At 53.9% G+C, this 16824-nt stretch carries 11 protein-coding genes; 8 read left to right on the top strand and 3 right to left on the bottom strand.

Features of this window, described 5'->3' with window-relative positions; translation table 11 throughout:
- Positions 1-33 precede the first annotated feature (33 nt).
- From ABD949_RS10290 to ABD949_RS10325, 8 genes are all read left to right on the top strand, one after another.
- The gene (locus ABD949_RS10290) at positions 34-2379 is read left to right on the top strand and encodes a glycoside hydrolase family 20 protein (RefSeq protein WP_345243149.1); all 2346 of its coding nucleotides are present in this window, start codon (positions 34-36) and stop codon (positions 2377-2379) included.
- Between the two features lie 52 nt (positions 2380-2431).
- Positions 2432-2962, top strand: a complete 531-nt coding sequence (locus ABD949_RS10295) for a hypothetical protein (protein WP_345243151.1) — start codon at positions 2432-2434, stop codon at positions 2960-2962.
- A 332-nt stretch (positions 2963-3294) separates the two neighbouring features.
- Positions 3295-3840, top strand: a complete 546-nt coding sequence (locus ABD949_RS10300; protein WP_345243153.1) for an LVIVD repeat-containing protein — start codon at positions 3295-3297, stop codon at positions 3838-3840.
- Between the two features lie 13 nt (positions 3841-3853).
- Positions 3854-4597 (top strand): LVIVD repeat-containing protein, encoded by a 744-nt coding sequence (locus ABD949_RS10305; RefSeq protein ID WP_345243154.1) that lies wholly within the window; start codon positions 3854-3856, stop codon positions 4595-4597.
- 9 nt (positions 4598-4606) lie between these two features.
- On the top strand, positions 4607-5347 hold the full coding sequence (locus ABD949_RS10310) for a hypothetical protein (RefSeq protein ID WP_345243156.1): 741 nt from the start codon (positions 4607-4609) through the stop codon (positions 5345-5347).
- A gap of 181 nt (positions 5348-5528) precedes the next feature.
- Positions 5529-6926 (top strand): ATP-dependent protease ATPase subunit HslU, encoded by a 1398-nt coding sequence (gene hslU, locus ABD949_RS10315; RefSeq protein ID WP_345243157.1) that lies wholly within the window; start codon positions 5529-5531, stop codon positions 6924-6926.
- Between the two features lie 172 nt (positions 6927-7098).
- Positions 7099-9174, top strand: a complete 2076-nt coding sequence (locus ABD949_RS10320; protein WP_345243159.1) for a glycoside hydrolase family 97 protein — start codon at positions 7099-7101, stop codon at positions 9172-9174.
- A 177-nt stretch (positions 9175-9351) separates the two neighbouring features.
- A complete protein-coding gene (locus ABD949_RS10325; protein ID WP_345243162.1) occupies positions 9352-9867 on the top strand; it encodes a VOC family protein in 516 nt (171 codons plus the stop codon).
- Positions 9868-9882: 15 nt separating this feature from the next.
- Here the strand turns inward: ABD949_RS10325 and ABD949_RS10330 are convergent, their stop codons facing one another.
- The 3 genes from ABD949_RS10330 to ABD949_RS10340 all read right to left on the bottom strand — a co-directional run bounded on the left by ABD949_RS10330 (position 9883) and on the right by ABD949_RS10340 (position 16822).
- A complete protein-coding gene (locus tag ABD949_RS10330) occupies positions 9883-12591 on the bottom strand; it encodes a PQQ-dependent sugar dehydrogenase (RefSeq protein ID WP_345243164.1) in 2709 nt (902 codons plus the stop codon).
- An 85-nt stretch (positions 12592-12676) separates the two neighbouring features.
- Positions 12677-15205, bottom strand: a complete 2529-nt coding sequence (locus tag ABD949_RS10335; protein ID WP_345243167.1) for a phosphocholine-specific phospholipase C — start codon at positions 15203-15205, stop codon at positions 12677-12679.
- An 81-nt stretch (positions 15206-15286) separates the two neighbouring features.
- Positions 15287-16822: a SusD/RagB family nutrient-binding outer membrane lipoprotein gene (locus ABD949_RS10340; RefSeq protein ID WP_345243169.1), complete on the bottom strand. Its 1536-nt coding sequence runs from the start codon at positions 16820-16822 to the stop codon at positions 15287-15289.
- Positions 16823-16824 lie beyond the last annotated feature (2 nt).

Raw genomic sequence — 16824 nt, forward strand, 5'->3', positions numbered from 1 at the left:
CCTTTGCCTACTGAACTCACCCGTACGTCATTCATGAAGCACGTTATTGCCCTGGTACTTTACCTTTCTGTCTCTCTTCCCCTCTTTGCTCAAACCGAGAATACCTATAACCTCCTCCCCTTCCCCGCGCAGTTTGCCGGGAAAGATGGGAGTTTCACCGTCACGGGCGCTACCCGAATCGTAGTTACCCCGAAAGATGCCGGGCAGCAGGCGGCTGCGCAGACGCTGGTGAGTCAGCTCCGTACAGCTAGTGGCTTGCCGGTAGCGGTGGCTCCGTCAACTCCGGCGCTGGCGAAGGGCAAGCATATCGTCTTTACCAAACATACCGCCGGCCGTTGCGGACCGGAAGGGTATGTACTGAACGTATCGCCGGACCGGGTGACGGTAGAGGCCGAAACGCCGAAAGGGTATTTTTACGCCGTGCAGTCGCTGCTGCAACTGCTGCCGGTACAGGTGTTCAGCCCCGCTAAGGTGGACAATGTGGCGTGGACGATACCCGCCTGCCAAATCTTGGACCGGCCGCGCTACGGCTACCGGGGGCTGATGCTGGATGTGGGGCGGTACTTTATGCCCGTGCCGGCCGTGAAGCGCTTCATCGACCTGATGGCGATACACAAGTTTAATACCTTCCACTGGCACCTGACCGAAGACCAGGGCTGGCGCATCGAAATCAAGAAATACCCAAAGCTCACCCAGATTTCATCGAAACGGAAGGAAACCATCATCGGCCACGACGGACAGCATTACCCCGCCCGCTTCGATGGTAAAGAGCATGGCGGCTATTATACGCAGGAGCAGATTAAAGACGTGGTGCGCTACGCGGCTGCCCGGCACATCACCATCATTCCGGAGATTGAAATGCCCGGCCACTCCACCGCAGCGTTAGCGGCTTATCCGGAGCTGTCGTGCGACCCCGGCAAGAAATATGAAGTAGCTACGCGCTGGGGGGTGAAGAAAGACGTATACTGTCCTAACGAAAAGACCTTTACCTTTTTGCAGGATGTGCTCACGGAGGTGATGGCCTTGTTCCCGAGCAAATACATTCACATCGGCGGGGATGAGTGCCCCAAAGATGCGTGGCAGCAAAGCGCCTTCTGCCAGGATTTGATTAAGAAGCTAAAGCTTAAAGACGAACACGAACTGCAGAGCTATTTCATCCGGCGTATAGAGAAGTTTGTCAACTCGAAAGGCCGCGCTATCATCGGCTGGGACGAAATTCTGGAGGGTGGTCTGGCCCCCAACGCCACGGTGATGAGCTGGCGGGGGACCAAAGGCGGCATTGAAGCGGCTAAGCAGAAGCACAACGTCATCATGACACCCTCCACCTACGTTTATCTCGACTTTTACCAGGCCAACCCCGCCAACGAGCCACTGGCGATAGGTGGTTACCTGCCCATCGAAAAAGTGTACGATTACGACCCTACTCCGGCCGAATTGACACCCGACGAACAGAAGTACATACAGGGTGTACAGGCCAACGTCTGGACCGAATACATCCCGACTCCTGAGCAGGTAGAGTACATGACCTATCCCCGTGCGGCTGCCGTGGCCGAAATCGGCTGGATGCCGAAAGGACCGCGCAACTTCGAGGATTTTGCCATGCGGCTGAAAGCGCACCAGAAGCGCCTGGATTACCTGAAGGTGAACTACGCCAAAACGCTGCTCGACGTACGGGCGACTACCCAATTTACCAACGAAGGACAGTTGCAGGTGCGGCTCGATAAGCTTGACTCAGACAGCAAAATCTACTACACCACCAACGGCCGCGAACCGGGCAAAAACGCTACGGAATACACCGCACCCATTACGCTGAACAAAACAACGACGATTAAAGCGATTACCACCTCCGGCGGCAAATTAGCAGAGACGTTTTACATCCATCGTGGCAAAGGCAAGCCCTACACCTACAACGATGTAGCCGGGGCGACCGAAGCCAACGGTCCGTCGCTGGGCCAAAGTATTGATCCCACCGGCAAAAAGCTGACCGACGGCCAGGTAGCGCCCTCAGCGCGCAACCAGCAGGAATGGGTAACCGTGTGGGGCAAGGATCTGGACGTTACCATCGACCTCGGCGACGTGCGGTCTGTTACCAAAGTTAGTACGCATTTCCTGAAGCGAATTTCGGGTGCCCTTTTCCCGCCCGCGTCGGTCGAAATTTCACTGTCGCTGGACGGTACTACCTTTAAAGATGCCATTAATCAACCCGTCAGCTACCCGCTGGAAGGGGAATGGAGCATTATGCCCGTCACCGCCGATTTCCGCACGGCCCGCGCCCGCTACGTCCGGCTGAAAGCCAAAAACGCCGGGCAAACCTCGGCTGATCATCCACGGCCCAACCGGCCGACGGGCATTGCGCTGGATGAGATTGTTGTGGAGTAAGCATTTTTTTGCAACTTACGCTACTTAACTGACCAGCAACCCTTTTACCTGTATGGCTAAACGACGGAAAGCAGTGTTTGTGCATTTTCAGGAGATTTATATGATCGACGATAGCGACGATCTGAGCGATGGCGAATTCAAGTTCTATTTCTTTCTGAACGACCAACGGGTGGATGGCAACAAACAAACGATAGACATCCCCATGGTGGGCAAAAAGACCTATACACCCAGGCACATTTTCCGGGAAATTGGGTCAGGTGAACGGGAGAAAATAGATTGGCTGGGCCGCGTTGATAATGTCGACCAGGTAAAGATCAGCGTATCGGGCATTGATAATGATGACGATCCGGATCTGTTCTTCTCTACCCTCCAATCCGGAGGAACGGCTCCACCTACCAAACCCCTCGGCACCGCATCGACCGGCCTTGCCGAATGGGCCACCGGCTCAATCACCGTCAGCACCCCCAACCCGCCAACGGACAAAGCGGTGCGTCAGATGGTTGAGATCGATGTCAACGGCCATAAAAAAGATGTAGATGTTCGGTTTAAAGTAAAGGCAGAAGTGGTTGTTACGTATGCGTAGACTTCTTTTGCCGACCTGTCCGATGGAGCAGGCTATCTTTTACAAGCAAACAGCCCCGTCATATGGCGAGGCTGTTTGTCGTTTAAAGTGCCGTTGATGCGTTCCAACCATTCCCCTGCCATACGGGTCTTGCTATTGTTTCAGACTCCCAACCGCTACTATTTAGCCAGCGGTCACTTTTTAGACGGTTAAGCCTTTAACTCCTACTTTCTTTTTTGTAACATTGTTGCAAGTACGTCGGTACCCGGAAAACGGTGAAACCCTTTACCCAGGTTTTGCCAATGGTATTAAATCAGGTTACACTCTATGATTTTCCCATAACCAACCAAGTTATGAAACATACACTACAGTTACCTTCTCTGACTCAGATTGGCTCGCTGCTGGGGCTTGTGGCACTCACCGGCTGCTACCCGCAGAATACTGAGCCCAGCGGTCCGGTGCAGGGTCTGCGGCCGGTCTATGCACCGATGGAAACAGTCCGCAAGGTGGAGATCCTGCCCCCGCAGCCGCTGAAACAGCCTGGTAAGATTTACGTAAAAGACGCCTTCCTGTTTATTAATGAACAAAACAAAGGCCTGCACGTGGTCAACAACGTTAACCCGGAGAAACCGGTTAAGCTGGCGTTTATTGCTATTCCCGGTAATACCGATATGGCCGTGAAAGGTAGTATTCTGTACGCCAATAACATCACCGATCTGGTGGCGCTGGACATTTCCAACCTGCAACAGATTCAGGTGACGAAGCGCCTGGAGAATATGTTTCCGTATATAGCCTATCCGGCTGAGCGGGGTGTCCGCTTCGAATGCGCCGACCCGAGCAAAGGCGTCGTTATCCGCTGGGAACAGGCGCAGTTAACCAATCCGAAATGCTACCGGTAACCTCATCTCTCCTATGAAAAAGCAACTACTTTTTCTTCTGACAATCGTCGCCCTGCTGGCGGGCTGTAGTACAGATGCAGCCAAAGACAGCGTAGGACCCGGCACGGGTACCGGCGGATCCATGGCCCGGTTTACCATTATCGGCAACTACCTGTACGTGGTCAACCACGCCAACCTGGTGGTGTATGACATCGCACAGATCAACACACCGGTCAATGTCAATAAAGTGGCCCTCGACGCCGGTGTCGAAACGATATTTCCGTTCAGAAACCACCTGATGATTGGTACCCAGACGGGTATGCTGGTGTATAACCTGAATGATCCGGCCAAACCGCAGATGACCTCCCGGTACAGCCACATCCTGAGCTGCGATCCGGTAGTGGCGCAGGGCAGCTATGCCTACGTAACCCTGCGAAGCGGCACCGCCTGCCGGAACGGCGCTAACCTGCTTGATATACTGGATATTTCCAATATGGCCGCACCCCGTTTGGTTAAGAGCTATCCGATGAGCAATCCGCACGGCCTGGGTATCGACGGTAACCTGCTCTTTGTAACGGAGGGCGATTTCGGCCTGAAAGTCTTTGATGCCACCAATCCTACAGACCTGAAGCTGGTGGAGACGTTCAGGGATATTCGTTCGTTTGATGTTATTCCCATCAATAAGGTGCTGATTGTAACCGGCAAAGACGGAATCTACCAATACAGTTACAGTGACCCGACTAAACTGAAGCTGCTTAGCCATTTGCCGGTTGAATAATTCCCCCACATGAATAAACCTTTTTTAGTCCTGTTTTTCTTTATTTCCATTGGCGTTCAGGCCCAGCGGATGCGGCTCGATACCACACTGCGGCCCATTATGGATAATCCCCCCCGCTGGGTAATTAAATTTTCTCCGCAGCATTTGTTCGATCCCGACAATACAGTGCAGTTTGGGCTGGAACGTATTCTCAGCCACCGGCAATCGGTACAGGGGGAGTTTGGCTACGGTTCCGGGGTGATGAACCTCTACCGAAATAGTGAATCGAGCCAATACCTTCTGCCGGAATACTGGCGGGGCCGGGCCGAGTGGCGTTTCTACACCAACCGGTACCGCACCAACCGGAACTTCAACGTCAACGTCCGGTCACCAGCTCCCTTGGGTAACTACCTGGCGGTGGAGTTATTCTACAAACAGGCCAATGCCTTCGAACGCTTTTCGGCTGGCCGGGAGTGCGTGGGCGGCCAATGTGCGTATTTCGAGCAACTCGAAACGGCAGTCATGAAGTATGTATGGGGCAGTCACTTCAAAGTGGGCCGTCAGTTTGTGGCCGGCACCGAGAACAACCGGCTTGTTCTGGACATGTACCTGGGCGTTGGGATACGGTTTAAAGCCATCAGCCGATCCCCAATTCCAGCGGAAGATCAGGTTTTCAGAATGCGCAACTATTTCCTGTATGACCCTTTTTATCCGGGTTCGCTGGTTCTCCCCAGCCTGACCGCCGGCCTGAAGATTGGCTACATTCTGTAACGACCAGGCAGGCTTTGTTGAAAAAAACGCCACTTACCCAACTCGAATGCCTTTTCGTGTGTTTCTTTGGGAAAGATTTAAAAGAATGATACCTGGTGAATTATACAGCCTGTAAGATGGCATGTTGGTGCGTAAGCTCCATTTCTCTGTTATCATTCAACATTCATCATTTCCACCACAGATGGCTCAATCCCTGAAAGACCTCACACCCCGGCAGATTGTTGCCGAATTAGATCAATACATCATCGGTCAGCACGACGCGAAGCGGAACGTGGCCATTGCCCTCCGGAACCGCTGGCGCCGGATGAATGCGCCGGACGATATGCAGCGTGAGATTACCCCCAATAACATTCTGCTGATAGGCGCAACGGGGGTTGGTAAAACCGAAATTGCCCGCCGGCTGGCTAAACTGGCCGACGCGCCGTTTACCAAAGTAGAAGCCTCCAAGTTTACCGAAGTCGGCTACGTCGGTCGCGATGTCGAAAGCATGGTGCGCGACCTGGTGGAACAATCCGTCAGTATGGTGAAGGCGGCTAAAAAAGAGCAGGTACAGACCCGCGCTCAGCAGATGGTCGAAGACACCATTCTGGATATTCTGATTCCGCCGGTTAAAGCCGCCCAGTCGACCGGTTTCGTGCTGGAAGACCGCAACGCCGACCGCATCCCCGACAGCGATGCCGAACTCAACGAACGCACCCGCGAACGGTTCCGCGAGAAGATTCGGGCCGGCGAGATGGACGACCGCAAAATTGAAATTGAGGTGCAGCAATCGCAGGTTCCCAACATCGGTATGATCGGCGGAACGGTAGACGATCTGTCGATGATGAACATTCAGGAGATGATCGGGGGCATGATGCCGCGCCGGGGCCGGAAACGGAAAGTAAGCATTGCCGAAGCCAAAAAAATCCTGCTGGAAGAAGAAGCCGCCAAACTCATTGACATGGATGAGGTGAAGGAAGAGGCTATCCGCCGGGCCGAAAACTCCGGCATTATCTTCATCGACGAAATTGACAAGGTAGCCTCAAACCGGGGCGGTGGCTCGGGCGGACCCGATGTCAGCCGCGAGGGCGTGCAGCGCGACCTGCTGCCAATCGTGGAAGGCAGTGCCGTAAATACCAAATATGGGGTCATCAATACCGATCACATTCTGTTTATTGCCGCCGGAGCCTTCCATGTCTCCAAGCCGTCGGATCTCATTCCGGAGTTACAGGGCCGTTTTCCGATCCGGGTGGAATTGCAGAGCTTGTCGGAGGATGATTTCTTCCAGATCCTGAAAGCGCCGAAAAACGCGCTGACCAAACAGTATGAGGCCATGATGCAGGCCGAGGGGGTAGACCTGACTTTCCAGGATGATGCCCTGCGGGAAATTGCCATGATTGCCTTCCAGGTCAACGCCGAGATCGAGAACATTGGCGCCCGGCGGTTGCAAACCGTCATGAGCCAGTTGCTCAACGACTTCATGTTCGACATCCCCGATGTGATCGGAGCCAACGCTCACGTGGTAGTAACCAAAGAAATGGTGCGGGAAAAACTGAACGAGCTGGTGAAAGACCACGACCTGAGCCAGTATATTCTCTAAAGCAGCCTAACACCCATGCCAAAGCCTCCTGTCACCCGGCAGGAGGCTTTGGCTTTTCTGGCTGCTGCCATACCGGCCTGCAACGGGTTAACCCGGTACAGATTTACCAGCTAAACTGGTGAGTATTATGCAAATGTTGTAGTTTGGTGGTACCTAAACGAAAGCTGCACGAATGCATAAATCGCTACTCCCTCTTCTGCTATTTGTCTTTTTGTCAACCCAATCCCTGGCCCAGTCATCGTTTCGGGTCAGCTCCCCGGATCGGGCGATTCAGGTGACGGTGCAAAACACGCCTACAGGCGAAGTTACCTACCAGATTCGCTATAAGGGTAAGCCCGTTATTCAGCCCTCCAGCCTGGGCTTTATGCTGCAGCGACCGCAGGTAACCCTGAACCGGTTTACCATTGCTGGGGCAGATTCGTCGCGCACCGATGAGACCTGGAAGCCGGTCTGGGGTGAGGTTAGTCAGATTCGCAATAACTATCAGGAACTGGGCGTCCGGCTCCTGGATAAAGCCGGTTCGGGCATTGCTATGCTGGTGCGGTTCCGGGTGTTCAACGATGGGGTTGGCTTCCGTTATGAGTTTCCGGAGCAGACCGCCCTCACCCATTTTATCGTCGCCGATGAACGGACACAGTTTGCTTTTGCCGCCGACCACACCACCTTCTGGCAACCGGGCGATTATGACTCCAACGAATACCTCTACAACACCACCCGGTTGACCGAGGTAAATGCCATAGCCGCAGCCGCTAAGGAAAAAGACATCGCCCTGCAATCGCTGATTGGGCCGAACGCCGTGCAGACGCCCCTGCTGCTGAAAACCGCCGATGGTCTGTACATCAGCCTCTACGAAGCCGCTCTGCTCAATTACCCCGTGATGCACCTGCAACTGGACAAGGCCAAATTGACGCTGACCTCACAGCTGACACCCGATGCCGTAGGGAACAAAGCATATTTGCAGACGCCAGCGCATACCCCATGGCGCACCATTCTGGTGAGCGACAAAGCTACTGACTTGCCAGCGTCCAAACTGATTCTGAACCTGAACGCCCCTTCCACCATCGCCGACCCCTCGTGGATCAAGCCCCAGAAATTTGTGGGTATGTGGTGGGAGATGCACGTTGGCAAGGCTACCTGGGAGCGGGCCGGGGGTAAACACGGTGCCAATACGCAGAACGTAAAGAAGTACATCGACTTTGCCGCCAAATATGGCTTCGATGGGGTACTGGTGGAAGGCTGGAACGTGGGCTGGGAAGACTGGTTTGGTAACTGGAAAGAAGATGTCTTTGATTTTGTAACCCCCTACCCCGATTATGATCTCCACTCACTGACCGCCTACGCCCAGCAGAAAGGCGTGCGGCTCATCATGCACCACGAAACGTCCGGCTCGGTTACCAACTACGAACGCCGGATGGATGCCGCCTTTCAGTATATGCAGAAGCAGGGCATGAACACGGTGAAGACAGGCTACGTGGGCCGTATTATTCCCAGGGGAGAACACCACGATAGCCAGTGGATGGTGAATCACTACCAGCGGGTCGCCGAAAAAGCCGCGCAATACCGGATCATGATCGACTCCCACGAATCGGCGCACCCGACGGGGTTGCACCGCACCTACCCGAACTGGATGGCCAGCGAAGCCGCTCGTGGCAGCGAATTCAACAACGCCCCCACGCTGGGTATCACGCCCGAACATACCACGCTGCTGCCCTTTACGCGGATGCTGGGCGGCCCCATGGACTTTACGCCCGGCCTGTTCCGCTTCCGGCTCAATCAGTTCGACAGTACCCGCACCACGCGGGTACGCACCACCCTGGCCAAGCAGTTGGCCTTGTACGTGACCTTGTATAGTCCGCTGCAAATGGCCGCCGACCTCCCCGAAAACTACGAGCGGCACCTGGATGCGTTTCAGTTTATCCGCGACGTACCCGTCGACTGGGACGATACCAAAGTTATTGCCGCCGAGCCGGGCGATTACATCCTCACCGCCCGCAAGGGTAAAGGCACGGCCAACTGGTACGTTGGGGCCATCACCGACGAAAATAGCCGGGATCTGCCCCTGCCGCTGGACTTTCTGGAACCCGGTAAAACCTACGAGGCCACCATTTACCGCGACGGTCCCAACGCCGACTGGGACACTAACCCGGAAGCCTATGTGATTGAAAAGAGATCCGTCACCGCGAAAACCAAACTAACGCTGCGGCTGGCTAAAGGGGGCGGCTGCGCCATTCAGTTTATCCGGCGCTAGGGGCAAAGATGGAATTAGTACGCTGTGTGCTGTTTTTAGCTATATAGTGGAAATGTAAAATACACCCACGTATGACTCGCCGGCCCTATAACTTTGAGGATACCATGAGTTTATGGAAATGCTTTTTTATGAGCAATTGTTGAGTAGAGGATAAAATCTACCTATAACCAATTCACTATGGAAGCAACTCCAGTAAACCCATCTTTAGGTAATCAATTTGCCCAGGTTGCCTGGGTAGTCAGGGACATTCAGGCAGCCGAAACCTTTTTTCGGAACACGCTCGGCTTGTCGGCCTTTGTCAGGCTCGAAAATCAGCGGGCTGAGGACCTTAACGGAATGTATTACGGCCAGCCCGGTGATTTTGTGTTTCACCTCTCCCTGGCGTATTCCGGTGACACCATGCTGGAACTGATTCAGCCGGTGTCGGGACAGAGCACCTTCCAGGACTTTCTGGAAAAACACCCTGAAGGAGGAATTCAGCACATTGCGTATGCGGTACCCGAGGCCGATCTGGACAAAGCAGCCGCCGAACTGACCAGTAAAGGCTTCTCCGTGATTCAGAGTATGAGTCTACCGACCGCCAAGGTCCTGTTTTTTGATACCAAAAAGGATATTGGGGTAGATACGGAACTCATTGGCGTCACCGAAGCCGGAGCCGCTTTTGCCCAGCAGTTAAAGAGCGGGAACGTGTAATACCTTCACGTATGATTATGGTTTTTTATTGGTTATCGCCTGATTAAAATACACCCAGTCGATGTGAAACAGTGATTTGCGCTGGGCGTCCGGATTGGTGAACACAAAGTACAGGTTGTGCAGTCCTTTGGTCGGCTGAACCGGCGCGGCAACATCCTGCCAGCCGGTTTTCAGATCCTGCACGTTGCCGGCCGGCACGGTAAGCGTACTCACCACCGGCCCGCCTAAGCTATCCAGATGCAGCTCGATGCGGCCGCCCGCTCCGTGCGCCTGCAAGCGGTATTTGATCTGATCGACCTGGGCCAGATCCAGTTGCCGGAACATGACATAGCTGTTGTGCCGGATGTTGGTGATGTACGAAATAAAGCCCGTATTCTCGGTAGCAATAACCACTCCCACGTTGCCCTGGTCATTCTCCTCCATCTGAATCTGAGGATGGCGCAGGACCAGGTGCTTTCGGGTGGTCAGCGGTTCGATACCGTTGGCGCCTTTATCGGTATAGCCGGCCAGCAGTACGTAGGCCCCTTCGGTACCCTTTCCCTGATGGTCCTTCAACGCGAGTTGTCCCTGCAGCGGTAACCGGGCGGGTTGTTCGCTGACCGCCAGAATGTAGCGCACCATTTCTTCGGCATCCTGCTTCGATACATGCGGATGCGCCGACATGGCATACTTGCCCCAATTGCCGCTGCCGCCTTTAATGACTTTTTCCGCCAACTGATCTACCGCTTCAGCCTTGCCTTTGTACCGGGTCGAAATGGCCTTGAGGCTAGGACCGATAGACGTTTTATCCGTAGCATGGCAGGTTTTACAGTCCGAAGCGGCCATCAGCTTTTCGCCCTGTAGGTGGGCCGTAGCTGTATTGCCACTGGACAGTACACTGGCCAGATCCTTGCCGTAGGCCAGGTAGTTGAAAACTACCGTAGTTTTGGACGGCTCAATCGTTTTGTCTTCGGGATCTTTGATGCTGATCCGGTAGTCCAGCGCCGAATTATCCCAATAAAATGTCTGATTGGCGCTGGAGCTGATTTGTACCTGTGGGGGTGTATTGCCTACGTTTATGGCCGTTGTTGCCAGACCCTGACCGCCATGCTGATCCGATACTGTCAGCGCAATAGAGTATTTACCCGGCTTGTCAAACGTGGTAGATACGTCTTTACCTTGTATGGTTTTGGAACCAATCTTCCAGGTATAGGTAAGCTGATCGCCCGGATCATAGTCTTTTGAACCGGCCGCCGACAGGTTCACTTTCATGGGTGCAGCACCGTAGCGTTTGTCTATGCGTATATCGGCCACGGGGTTACGGTTGCCTTCGGCGTATTCTACCCGCATCAGGCTGGCGTCAGTGTTGCTGGCAAACCAGTTGGTACCGTAGTTCAGAATGTACAATGCACCGTCTTTGCTGAACTGGATATCGATGGGTGCTACCAGCTTCAGGTGACTCAAAAACGGCTCCATGCTTACGTAGTTGCCGTCTTTGTCGAGCGTGACGGCCATGACCCACCGCCGAACCCAGTCGTAGATCAATAACTTACCATTGTAATAGGCCGGCAGACGGTATTTAGCATTGGGAAACAGATCGCGGTAGTACACCGGCCCCGCCATCGCGCTGGCCGCGCCCTTACCCACCAGCGGGAAGCGTTTGGAAGGACCCTTGCCGTACCAGATCAGCGCGGGTTGGGCCGGGGGGAGTTCTTTGATGCCGGTATTGTGGGGTGAATTATTGATTGGATGCATCGGGTCCTGTTTAGGTCCCTCCTGCTTGGTGGCAAAATCGTATTTGGGGAAGGCTTCGTTGTTACCCAGAAAATAAGGGTACCCGAAAAAACCGGGCTTTTTGGCCTGGTTGATTTCATCATAGCTCAACTTTCCTTCTTCGGCGGCTACCTCCGAGTCGGGTCCGACATCACCCCAGTACACGTATTTGGTTTTGGGGTCAACGGATATGCGGAAGGGGTTCCGACAACCCATTACGTAAATCTCCGGCCGTCCTTTAGAGCCATCCTTCGGAAACAGATTACCGTCGGGGATTGAATAACTACCATCCGGCTCAGCAACATCCGTTGGGGGTTTGATGCGCAGGATTTTACCCCGCAGATCGTTGCTGTTGGCGGTAGAGGCCTGGTCGTCGGACAGCTCCCGGCCCGGCCGTTCGTCGGTGGGGTTATGGCCTTCGATCTCTTCCGCGTTGGTATTGTCGCCCGTAGAGAGATACAGCAGCCCGTCCATGAACGTCAGGTAGCCCGCCGAATGACAGCAGTATTTACGCTGGGAGGGAACCTCTAAAAGTACTTTCTTAGACGCCTGCACCAGTTGATCACCCTTCAATTCGAACCGCGCCAGGTGGCTTATCCACTTCTCTCCGCCTACGCCGTAGTACAGGTATATCCAGTTATTCTTTTCGTAGTTCGGGTCAATGGCCACGCCCAGCAATCCATCCTCAATACCGCTGAACACGTTGATGTGAGCGATGGTCTTTAGCTGCTTCTGGCCGGCATCGTACAGCTTGACCGCGCCTTTGCGCTCGATGATCAGGACGTTGTTGTTGGGCAGCAGCCCCATCCCCATGGGTTCATCCATACCCTGCACCAGTGGCATAGCCGTAAACCGGCTGCTGTCCGGTGCCTCCATACCAGATATGAGTAATGAATTGTGCTGTTTTATCCGCTGCGAGGTAAAAGCAAAACACAGCGTAGCCAGCAGCAAAAAGGCATTAATCAACTTCATACGCTTCGAAAATCGGTAAGGGTTTAGCAGGCACCTGTTTGTGCCGGCCGAGAAGGTTAATGGCAGACCTGGACCTGACAGGCAGCTATTTAGTAAGCTTCCCTAAATTTACAACTTTATTGACCTGTCCCATCAGCGGATCACTAAATCCGGCTTTTCCCGTTTCAACCCGTCCGGCAAACCGCTGCTCATAGGTATCGAACCCTACGACTTTTACGCTGACGTCGTACCAGTTGTAGCTGTTCTTCAGATCGAGATCAATCACCAAACTTGCTCCTTTACTGCCAGATTTTGCCAGCGTAACGGTTTGCGGCTTCGCCTGATAAGCATTGTCGATGATCTGTACCTGGTACGACCGACCGGAATCGGAATTAGTCAGTTGAATGGACACATCGCCGGTGAACTGATTTCGGGTATTCTTCGGATAAACACAGGCTACATTAATGGCCGGTTGCTGATTCACTGCCGCAAACTCCCGGTAAAAACCGTTGGGACCATACACGCGCAGCGGATGCGCACCCATCCAGGTGTCGGTCAGCGTATCGCCCGCAGCCACGGTATAGGAACGGACGTTGACATCGTTCTCCAGGATTTCGTAGACGGAAAAGGGAGCACCCAACGCTTTAGCACCAAACACCTTATTGCCAGCCGCCAGCGTTAGCTCAAACTTGCCGTTATGCATCCGGCCGTTGGCGTAAAGTTCATACGCCAGGACGCAGGAGGGTCGTACACCCTTCTCCTGGCGTGGCATATAGGGCGAGTTGGCGTTGAACTGCGTGATTTCCTCTTTGGATAAGGCTTTGTAGCTGTTGGGTACTTGTTTGAACTGGGCTTTGTGAATGCTTTCGATAAAGGGGGCTTTCGCTACCGAAGCCGGCAGGTTGATCTTTTCCCCTTGATAAGGCCGGAAGACCGATGTCAGGTCACCGCATACTGTCCGGCGCCAGCTGCTGATGTTGGTCTCCTGAATAGGTGTTCCTTTTTTGTGGCTCAGGAAGCGTTCCAGAAACTGAAGCACCGAGGTATGATCGTACACTTCCGAACACACATACCCACCCCGGCTCCACGGCGAGGCAATGACCAGCGGCACCCGAAAGCCCAGCCCAATGGGTCCGGTCCGCCCCTGCCGTCCGCTCTTAATACGGGCTTCCTCCTGCTCCGGCCCAACAAACTCCGGCCGGGTATCAATGCTTTTACTGGACAGTCCGGTTTCCGGCCGGTCGGGGTGCGCCGGCACGAAGGGCGGCACATGGTCGAAATAGCCGTCGTTTTCGTCGTAACACAGAATGAAAATGGTCTTTTTCCAGACCTCCGGGTCTTTCGTCAGAATGTCCATTACCTCCGAAATGTACCAGGCCCCGTACCAGGGAGCGCCGGGATGGTCGGAGAAGTTTTCGGGAGCGACAATCCAGGATACAGTCGGCAGTTTACGGTTCTGCACATCGGCCCGGAACTGGTGCAATACATCCCCTTTGGGCACGGTCATCTGCCGTTTCGTGTCGCCATCCTGGTAGGTCAGCGTTTCGAGTTTGCGGTAATCCGGGTCGCCGGTATTGGTGGTAAAGGCTTTTTCGTGGAGGTGTTTGCCGCGCTGCGATACGGCTTTGTACTTGTCGGGGGCGTAGGCGACCAGATCATGCTCTACGTGCTTCAGGAACCTCCGCTGATTCTCGAGGTCGCGTTTCGTCTTCGGATAGTCCTTGTCACTTTCCGACAGACTTTGCAGCTTCGCTTCCAAGGCTTTTATCTTGTCGGGCAGAACCTGCTTCTGTTGCTGGATAAAGGGATAATAGGCCGGATGGAACCGAACCTGGTACTGCGAAAACCACTCAATGGGATTATCGGTGAAGTTGCTGAGCCAGGCATCTTCCTCCCCTTCCAGACCTGTCGGCAGGCTGATTTCGTTCTGGTAGATTTTCCAGCTGATACCCTGATCTTCCAGCCGTTCGGGAAAGGTAGTCCAGTTCACTTCCGAATCGTAGGATACGTTTTCATTACGAACGTTGGCCATCGCCTTCGGGTCACGCGGGTCGCGGACGGTGCCGGTCCAGAGGTACAGGCGGTTGGGCGTGGTACCGGTGAGCGAGGAGCAGAAGTTCTGGTCGCAGATGGTAAACGCATCGGCCAGGGCGTAATAAAACGGCAGATCCTCCCGGTCGTAATAGCCAAGCGTCAGGGGCATATGGGCGTACTCTTTGTTGCCGGACCGTTTTGAATCCAGCCATTTATCATATTTTCCGCCGTTCCGGGCGTCTACCTGATTTTCCCAGGAGTGCGGCAAAGCACTCATCCACGTGGCTTTGGTGTCTTTGATATTGAGTCGGAAAGGGGTGTAGGTTTGTCCGGCCGCGTTAGTTTGCAGCCAGACTTTGTTTTTGTTGGGCAGGTCGATGGCCCGGGGATCGTTGAAGCCCCGCACGCCCTGAAGAGTCCCGTACGCATGATCAAAAGAGCGGTTCTCCTGCATCAGAATCACCACATGTTCAGCATCCAGGTAGGTAGTGCCGGGCTGCGGATCAATGGCAAAGGCTTTTTGAACTGATTCCGGCAATATACCTGACAGTCCAGTCGACAAAAGGGCCGCTTTCTTTAAAAATTCTCGTCTTGAATCCATCCGCTAAACCAGTAAAAAGAAACAAAAAGAAGCAGCGGAAAGCAGCTGTACAAAGCCTGCCGCTTTCCGCCCGCACTAGTGTTATTTCAGAATCCACATGGGCTGATTGACATCATCATTGCCGCCGAACTGGCTGCTGATCGCCTGCTTGACGTTTTGGGTATTGTAATCTAGCTCTTTTTGCGGATACAACCAGCGCACCGGCATTTTATCGGCCGGCACATTGCTGTTCGACGCCGGATTGATCGGGAACGCCGGGTAGCCCGTCCGCCGGTTTTCGTAATACGCGTTGTAGGGTGCCTGGATAAAGGTGTGCAGGAAATTCTGGCTGATGATCTGCGCCAACTGCTGTTCCGTGCTGCCCTTCAGTTTCACTTTGTCTGAGGCAACGTACGCATCGATGTACTCAGGGGTTATTTTCATATTGTGGTGGTACAGCGGATTATCCGGCGTGTTGGCGGCCACGAACTGCATGGCGGCTCTGATGCCATCTGCGTAGTAGATAGCTGCCGGCGTACCGGTAATCCAGCCGCGCAGGGCAGCTTCCGCCAGGGTAAATTTCACCTGGGCATTGCTCAGCAGGAATACCGGCTCCCCACCGGGCAGTTCGGTATACCGGCTGTTCAGGGGCGAATAGTCTTTGGCCGTGAAGATTTTAGTAATCTCGGAATAAATCATCGACGGATCGGTACCCTTATAAGCAGCATAATCGTTGACGGCCTTACCGGCTGCTACCTGAACGGGCGACGGATTGGCGTAGTAAAACAGCCGGTAGTCCTCCAGTTCTTTCAGCTTACCGATCAACACCTCCGACACCATTGGATAGATCACATTGGGGTTACCCAGTTTATAAAAGGGATACCGCTGGCCGGCTTTGTCCGAGTAAACCAGTTGAAAATTATCGGTATTACTCTGGAAGATGGGCCGGCTGCTGACGATCTCTTTAAAGCGGTCTACTACTTTCAGATCAGCGTCGGCCGTCTTTTTGTAGAGGTTTATCAGCACCTGAAGCTCAAAGGAGTTGACCAGCTTCCGCCATTTATTCACATCGCCCCCATAGATGGGATCACCGTCAAATTTATTACCCTGGGCAAACAGCTTATCTGCCTCGTCGAGCTCATTCAGGATGCCGGCAAATACCTGTTTCTGGGAATCGTACTTCGGGGCCACCACGTTTGTTTCCCCTTTCAGGGCCTCGCTGTATGGAATGTCGCCCAGTTGCATGGTCAGGTTATAAAACTTCCACGCCCTGACAAACTTACCCAGGGCCGTGTAGGAGTTTTTCAGCGGACCGGCCGGAGCATAACCAATCATTTTCTCGACATTGGTTAGGATGGGCAGCCCATCGAAACTAGCCCGGCCTAGATAGTTGTACTGGAGGTCTTCGGGAAACTCGGTATAGATAACCGATTTACCCAGAAAGTGAGGCATCAGAAATCCTTTCTGGATGCCAATCTCGCTGTCGGTAATATTCAGAATCAGCCGGGTAGCGAGCATGGGGGCTGTGGCGTTGACGGCCGCATTGGGGTTTGAGTTGATTTCGTCGAACTTTGAACAACCGGCCAGAGCAAGCAGCGTCAGGCCGAGCGTCAGGTATTTTTTAGTTACTGTTCTCATCG

It is taken from the genome of Nibrella saemangeumensis, from assembly GCF_039541915.1.
Taxonomy (GTDB): Bacteria; Bacteroidota; Bacteroidia; order Cytophagales; family Spirosomataceae; genus Nibrella; species Nibrella saemangeumensis.

Bases quoted from the DNA above. Each gene is read 5' to 3' on its own strand.
- ABD949_RS10290 (WP_345243149.1), top strand. From the start codon at position 34: ATGAAGCACGTTATTGCCCTGGTACTTTACCTTTCTGTCTCTCTTCCC.
- ABD949_RS10295 (WP_345243151.1), top strand. From the start codon at position 2,432: ATGGCTAAACGACGGAAAGCAGTGTTTGTGCATTTTCAGGAGATTTAT.
- ABD949_RS10300 (WP_345243153.1), top strand. From the start codon at position 3,295: ATGAAACATACACTACAGTTACCTTCTCTGACTCAGATTGGCTCGCTG.
- ABD949_RS10305 (WP_345243154.1), top strand. From the start codon at position 3,854: ATGAAAAAGCAACTACTTTTTCTTCTGACAATCGTCGCCCTGCTGGCG.
- ABD949_RS10310 (WP_345243156.1), top strand. From the start codon at position 4,607: ATGAATAAACCTTTTTTAGTCCTGTTTTTCTTTATTTCCATTGGCGTT.
- hslU (WP_345243157.1), top strand. From the start codon at position 5,529: ATGGCTCAATCCCTGAAAGACCTCACACCCCGGCAGATTGTTGCCGAA.
- ABD949_RS10320 (WP_345243159.1), top strand. From the start codon at position 7,099: ATGCATAAATCGCTACTCCCTCTTCTGCTATTTGTCTTTTTGTCAACC.
- ABD949_RS10325 (WP_345243162.1), top strand. From the start codon at position 9,352: ATGGAAGCAACTCCAGTAAACCCATCTTTAGGTAATCAATTTGCCCAG.
- ABD949_RS10330 (WP_345243164.1), bottom strand. From the start codon at position 12,591: ATGAAGTTGATTAATGCCTTTTTGCTGCTGGCTACGCTGTGTTTTGCT.
- ABD949_RS10335 (WP_345243167.1), bottom strand. From the start codon at position 15,205: ATGGATTCAAGACGAGAATTTTTAAAGAAAGCGGCCCTTTTGTCGACT.
- ABD949_RS10340 (WP_345243169.1), bottom strand. From the start codon at position 16,822: ATGAGAACAGTAACTAAAAAATACCTGACGCTCGGCCTGACGCTGCTT.